5 protein-coding genes are annotated in these 6,921 nt (G+C 57.7%); 2 read left to right on the top strand and 3 right to left on the bottom strand.

Annotation, left to right across the window (positions count from 1 at the left end):
• The coding region (locus tag VGB22_01155) for a hypothetical protein (protein ID HEX9749884.1) at positions 1–2,886 on the bottom strand (2,886 nt) is incomplete at its 3' end.
• 593 nt (positions 2,887–3,479) lie between these two features.
• On the opposite strand from VGB22_01155, the gene VGB22_01160 reads away from it, so the two are divergent.
• Positions 3,480–4,124, top strand: coding sequence for an NAD(P)-binding domain-containing protein (locus VGB22_01160; protein HEX9749885.1), 645 nt, complete (start codon positions 3,480–3,482; stop codon positions 4,122–4,124).
• A gap of 161 nt (positions 4,125–4,285) precedes the next feature.
• Positions 4,286–5,218 carry a cysteine synthase family protein gene (locus tag VGB22_01165; GenBank protein HEX9749886.1) on the top strand — a complete coding sequence of 311 codons (933 nt, stop codon included), beginning with the start codon at positions 4,286–4,288 and terminating at the stop codon, positions 5,216–5,218.
• A gap of 67 nt (positions 5,219–5,285) precedes the next feature.
• On the opposite strand, the gene VGB22_01170 is transcribed toward VGB22_01165, so the two are convergent.
• Together VGB22_01170 and VGB22_01175 are read right to left on the bottom strand one after the other, a co-directional pair.
• Positions 5,286–5,750: a hypothetical protein gene (locus VGB22_01170; protein ID HEX9749887.1), complete on the bottom strand. Its 465-nt coding sequence runs from the start codon at positions 5,748–5,750 to the stop codon at positions 5,286–5,288.
• 379 nt (positions 5,751–6,129) lie between these two features.
• Entirely contained in the window at positions 6,130–6,741 is a 612-nt protein-coding gene (locus VGB22_01175) for a DUF4136 domain-containing protein (protein ID HEX9749888.1), read from the bottom strand.
• Between the last annotated feature and the right edge of the window lie 180 nt (positions 6,742–6,921).

Here is a 6,921-nt window from a genome sequence, read left to right on the forward strand (position 1 = left end):
GGCCGCGCCGGACGGCGACGCCTCACCCGTCAGAATCCGCACGAGATAGACCAGGTCGCCGACCGACAGCATCACCCCGTCGTTGTTGATGTCGGAGGCCGCAATCTGCGCCGCACGAACAGGCGGATCGGAGGACAGAGCACTCGATCCGTACACCAGCGCGCGCGACAGCAGGACAGCGTCGCCGACTTCGAACGCCGAACCGTTCTGGTTAATGTCGCCGATGCCGTTGGCCGGCGGAGCGACACGGATGACACCATTGGTCTGGCGCAGTGTCGGAACGATGATCGTGTTCGGCAATGCCGCGAGCCACACCTGAGCGTCGGCGTTTTCACGGACAAACGCCATCGTGCCGGATTTGTCGATCACGACGTTGTCGTAACCATCCTGGCCTTGCCAAGACACCGACAACTCCTGTCCCACATTGGCCTGATCGGAGCTGACGGCGAATGTCAGGTACGCAATCGTACCGTTGAGAACGTATGCGTCGGCCGGCGGGACAGCCGGACCGTTTTGCAGATTGGTGATTGCCGTAAAGCGAATCTGCGACGGTCTATCGCCCTCTTCGGGCTGGGACAGTCGGTGGGTGAAATACTCCCACTGATCCATCGCTTCGCCGCGCTGGACATCCAGCAGCGCCAGGGCGGTGCGATCGAATCCGATCAGCAGATCAAGATCTCGCACCGCATAGCCGTCGGTGTTCAATGTGACCGGTACGGTCACTTGTGAACCGACGACCACATCGACCGGCTGGCCGGGGTTGCCGACGGCAACCGGCATGGTCGGACAGTCGGGCGCCGCAACCGTCACGATCCAGTCACACGATGATTGATTTCCCACCGCATCGGTAACCGTGAACGTGTAAATGACGTCTATTGGGCTTCCGGTGCACCCGACTCCGCCCAGACTGGTCCGCTCGCATGTCACGGTCGAACCGCCGCACGGGTCATCGAGAGTCACCAAGCCCGGATCGCAATCGGGCAGATCGGCAAACGTGGAGACGGTGTCGTCATCCGGACATGTAATCGTCGCCTCGACCGCGTCGACCGTCAACTCGTAGTTGCCATAGTCGCCGGCGTAACCGTCGACGATGATGTAATAGGTGTTCCCGCCCGTGATCGGCAGGCAGGAGATCTCGGAAATGAAACCGGGACAGAAGTCATCGTTGCAGGCATACGGCGATCCCGGCGTCACGCTGTTCTCATAGAGATACAGCTTCGTGTCGTAATCGGTCGCCGGGTTGCAGAGACTCAAATTGATGATCTGATCGGCTGCCGGGGTGTACTCAAACACGACATCGGGCGAAGTCGAACCCGAATACGGGCAGACCTCATCATAATTGTCGACGCAGTCTTCGGTCGTGCCGACGAACGAATACGGCAGTCCGCCGATGACCACCGCCGAGCCGACATCGTCGTTGAGACACTGGCACTCGTCAACCTCAAGCACATAGTCGCCCGATGCGCCACCGTAACCGTCGATGACGATGTAATACGTATTGCCGCCGGTCACCGGGGTGCAGTCGAGGATTGACGTATACCCCAGCGCCGCTCCGCAACCGTCGTCATCGCAGGCATACGGCGATCCGGGCGTGACCGAATTCTCATAGATGTAGACCTTGGTGTCGTACGATGAGTTGCACAATACGACCTTGATGATCTCGTCGGCCGCGGGCGTGTATTCATACACGACATCGGGCGAGGTCGAGCCGCTGTACGGACAGGTCTCGTCGTAGTTGTTGACGCAGGCGACCGTGGAGCCGGCATCGACATAGGGAATGCCGGGGATGACCGTCGCCGAGGCGACGTCGTCGTTGCCCTGACAAACGATGCCGCAGGACGTGACGTTCAACTCGTAGTCGCCGTTGAGCCCGCCGTAACCGTCGACGACGATGTAGTACGTGTTGCCCGCGGCGACGCTCAGGCAGGAAATGTGCGATTGATAGGTCGGGCCGCCGCACGCGTCATCATCGCACGCGTAAGGCGATCCCGCGGTGACCGCGTTCTCGTAGACGTACACCTTCGTATCATAAGAGGAATTGCACAGGTCGATGGTGATCGCCTCGTTGGCGACCGGTGTGTACGAATAGACGACGTCCGGTGAAGTCGATCCTGTAAACGGACAGGCCTCATCGTAGTCGTTCGTGCAGCCGGAGGTCGACCCGGCATCGGTGTAGGGCAGACCCGGTATGTCGATGGCGGACGCCACATCGTCGTTGCCCTGGCATTCGGGGCAAACTTCGATCGACAAATCATAGTCGCCGAATTCCCCGCCGTAGCCGTCGACGACGATGTAGTACGTGTTGCCGCCGGTCAACTGCACGCATTCCAGTCGGGACTGGTACGCGAAGCCCGGACCGCAGGCGTCGTCGTTGCAGGCATAGGGCGACCCGGCCGTCTCGGCGTTTTCGTAAAGGTACACTTTTGTGTCGTACGCCGAATTGCACAGCTCGATGGTGATCTTCTCATCGGATGCCGGGGTGTAGGAGTAGACGACATCGGGCGATCCGCCCGCCACGAACGGGCACGACTCATCATAATCGTCCGCAAAGCCCGAAGTCGAAGCCACGTCGGCAAACGGCATACTGGCGATGACGGTCGCGCTTGCGATATCTTCACCGCCGACCTGCCCGCTGTGGCTTGGGTTTTCAACGTTTGGCGGCCCGGTGTACGCCTTCTTTGGCGGGTGCTTCTTGGCCCGCATCATGTCTTCCATCGTTGCCGGTGTCACCGTATTGAATGAGCCGTCGACCGACTTTAAGGTCGGATCGGCCTTGCCGTCTGGTCCCGGTTTGGGACGACCGGCCTGGCTCAACGAATACAGTGAGACCCCGACGACCAGGAAGACGGCGATGGTACAATAAATCATCCGTCTGACGGTGATCATGTGGGGCTCCCTTCGTGAGGTGATGGTTGGGGTGTTGCGTTAACGGTTCAAGCTGCCAGACAGGACGCCGTATCAATCTGCGTCCCTGCGCTTAACGAGCTGCGCATTGGAAAACTCTTCAATTATGTCGTTCACGGTTTCACACATGCGCCGGCCGTCAGTCGCTGCGATACTCGAAGCCAGCGCCGTGTGAGCGGGTGAGACAGTTACCTGATTGGAAACGATTACAGAAATGGCGGATAGCTGACACGCGCAACCGCAGGATTAGCGTCGGTTGACTTCGACGGTCAGACCCTGAGAGCGCCTCCCCTCTCCTGCCCCGTATGCTATTGGTGTGGCCCGGCTTGGGACCCGGACCGAGGATTGTCCTAAGCCCAACGCTCCGACATGATTGCAGAATTGTCAAGCGATTTCGGCGTCACGACGCGGTCTTTGGACGATTTCGGCTTCCTGTATCGGATTCTCATCGGGTTCAACGACAGCGTTTTCTGGCCCAGGTTAGATCCGGAGTGTACCTTAAGCCCAACCAGTGCGTGGCGCCGACCACAGTCGGGATTCCGCCGTAACGATCAGGGTGTCAGGAGGATAGACCGATGAAGATAGGGGTTCTGGGAACCGGAGATGTCGGGAAACACCTCGGCGATGGATTCATCGCGCTCGGACACGATGTGATGATGGGATCGCGCAGCGCAACCAATGAGAAGGCGCTCGCATGGAAGAAAACGGCCGGGGCCAAAGCGTCGGTCGGGACTTTCGCCGCCGCCGCACAATTCGGTGAGACGATCGCGTTGGCGACATTGGGTGTCGCGACGCTCGATATTCTCGAGTCGGCGGGACCGGAGAACTTCAAGGGCAAGCTTGTGCTCGATGCGACCAACCCGCTCGATTTCTCCGGCGGGATGCCGCCGAAACTCTCGGTCGGACACACGGACTCGCTCGGTGAGCAGATTCAGCGGGCGATCAAGGATGCGCACGTGATCAAGTGCTTCAATACGGTCGGAAGCGGGCTGATGTTTCGACCGAATCTTCCCGGTGGTCCACCCGACATGTTCATCTGCGGGAACAACGCTGACGCCAAGAGACGCGTGGCCGCGTTGCTCAAAGACTTTGGCTGGGGCACGATTGACTCAGGCGGCATCGAATCGTCACGTTATCTCGAGCCGATGTGCATGACCTGGGTCCTGCACGGTGTGATGACGAATTCGTGGAATCACGCGTTTAAGATGCTGCATGGGTGATGCGGCATTCCGTATCCTTCCCCTCACCCTACCCTCTCCCAGAGGGAGAGGAAACGAATCTGACTCTGGGGGAGATTTACTCAATCGCCCTCTCCCGTTGGGAGGGGGACGGGGTGAGGGAATCCACAGCGGCGATTGTGTTATGAGTGGAGAATAGTTCGATGTACTCCTCTCCAAGCATCCTCTCCGCCATCGGCAACACCTCGATGGTGCAACTGCGCAAGGTTGTCCCGCCCGGCTGCGCGAGAATCTTCGCAAAGCTCGAATGGGAGAACCCGACCGGCAGCATGAAAGACCGTCTGGCGCAGGCGATGATCGCGCGTGCCGAGGAGGATGGACGCTTGAAGCCGGGATACACGATTGTCGAATACACCGGCGGCAGCACCGGCATATCGCTCGCGCTGATTTGTGTCGCGAAAGGATACCGTCTTCGCATCGTCACCTCCGATGCGTTCAGTCAGGAGAAGCGGCGGCAGATGGCGGCGTTCGGCGCGGAACTGACGCTGGTCCCCAGCGAGGGCGGCAAGACAACCAAGAAGCTGATTTTGGACATGATCGAAGCGGCCCGGCAGATCAGCCGCGAGCCGAACACCTATTGGACCGACCAGCTCAGCAATACAGATAGTATCACCGGGTATTATCCGTTGGGCGAGGAGATTTGGAGCCAGACTAACGGCAAGGTCGATGCATTTGTACACTCTGTCGGCACGGCGGCGTCATCGCGCGGTGTCGTCACGGTGTTGAAGCGGCACAATCCGAAGCTGAAGTTTGTCGCGGTCGAACCAGCCGAATCCGCGGTGCTCTCCGGCGGTCAGCCCGGACCTCACAAGATCGAAGGAGTCGGGATCGGCTACATTGCGCCGCTGTGGGACCCCAATCTCGCCGACGAAATCATCGCAGTGAAAACCGACGACGCCAAGGCAATGGCCCGACGCCTCGCCCGCGAAGAGGGCCTCTTCGCGGGCACATCATCCGGCGCGAATGTCATCGCCGCGATCCAAGTCGCCGAACGCCGCGGCCCCGACGCCATCGTGGTCACGCTGATGGTGGACTCGGGGCTGAAGTATTTGAGTACGGATGTATTTGGGGGATGATCTGGAGCGGTAGTGAGCATCCCCACAGAAAGTTGTGGAGCACCAGTGCGTCAAGACACCGACTTGATTAATGCGTGATTGGGACCTTCCCGAGCTTGACAAGGGTTTTAGCAAGCCCTGTGAAAAAACCTGTCTCCTCAGCCTTGACAACTGGCACATGAAGCGTCCCAGTGCGTTGAAGAAAGAGAGGTCGCCCTCTGAATGAAGCGGCGTGACTTGAAACAAGGAATACCCAGCCTGCACCACCAAAGATGAACCGGTAGGCAGTGTGGCCATCGATTCGACTAATCCGTTCGGGTGTCAGGACAGCATTAACTGTCTTGCCTTCCAGATCGTCGGAGATTATCGCGCACATCAGGCAACCGTATTCGTGGGGCTCGCCTGGATCATTCGCTCTAATCATTTCTCTAAGTCGCTGCTCGTGTTTGGCTCCAATCTGGATTTCCTTAAAGTATTCCAGCAACGAGACTGCGGCGCGCCACAAAATGGACCTTTGGAACAGTTTGAATTTCGAGTACTCGATGTGGCTCATGTACGTTCCCCAGTTGCGCTTCTCGAAATGAACGTCTGCGCCGCCATACCATAACTTGCTGGCGTAACCCTCATAGACGCTAAGAATCGTCTCACAGTCCTGGCACAATAGTCGCTCTCGGATTCCCTTTTGTCTATCGTGTCGATTGGGAAGGTTTGGATCAGTCGACATCGCATGAATCCGATGCTTTTCATCGTATATCGGCTTGTACATGAATTCGGGAATAATGTGTGAGTGCTGCAATGGGGCTTCTCGCCGGCATAGTCTGCAATGGCGGTGACTCACAGATTGCTGAGGATTTGTCTGGTCGCCGTCGGCCTTTTCCGCAATGGACGCTGGGGGCCGTTCGAAGTACAATCTTTAGTCACTCCAACTGGGGTTACATTTTGGCCGAACGCTTTGGCCCTTTCCCACTCCGAACAGGGAATTCACTCAGTATCCCGTTGATCAAATGCGGCGCTACAATCATCAGGTCCCCTGTGGATCCCCAGCTCTCGGCGCTACCCAACCACAGTAGTTGTGAAGACGTGTCTGATTCTGCCATACCTATGGTGATGGCGCGATAGTAAGTATCAATGGCTCGATCGTGGACTGTTGTTGTCTGCGTTGAGCTTAAACCTTGAGCAAAACCTTCCCAAAATCCTTTGGGGGGGCTCGTCCCGGAAGGAGGCTGAGAGGTGTGAGCAGTGTATCCCGGGATGTTCTCGTGATGCGATTCAAGCTTACCGACAATCCCAATTACAACGTCGGGCGAGTCGGCATTGTACTGCATCCCCATTGATTCCAATGAATCCCTTACCATTGCAAGTAGCGTCTGCTCCATAAGCTCATTAGTGGATAATCCCAATATTACCATTTTGAATGTTCTGACCGTTCGAAGGTCATAGTCCGGCTGCGAGTACGAATTGACATTCATCAGTATGCGCTTCCCCACGCACCCCGCACCGAGGATAAGGATCAGCGCAACTGCGAATCTTGCTTTACGTTTCATGACTACCAATCCCACGGTGGTGGCACCGGTGCCCCTCAGCTAGAATCAGTTTCATAACTGAATTCGCAAGTAAATCAACGGATTACGCCGAAGTTGGACCTCTTGCATCCGCCGCTCCTGTCACGGAATCCGGTCTGTTTGGGATGGACCAGACTGTCTCCTCCCTCCTCGGGAGGACCG

Source organism: Candidatus Zixiibacteriota bacterium (genome assembly GCA_036397555.1).
GTDB lineage: Bacteria > Zixibacteria > MSB-5A5 > WJJR01 > WJJR01 > DATKYL01.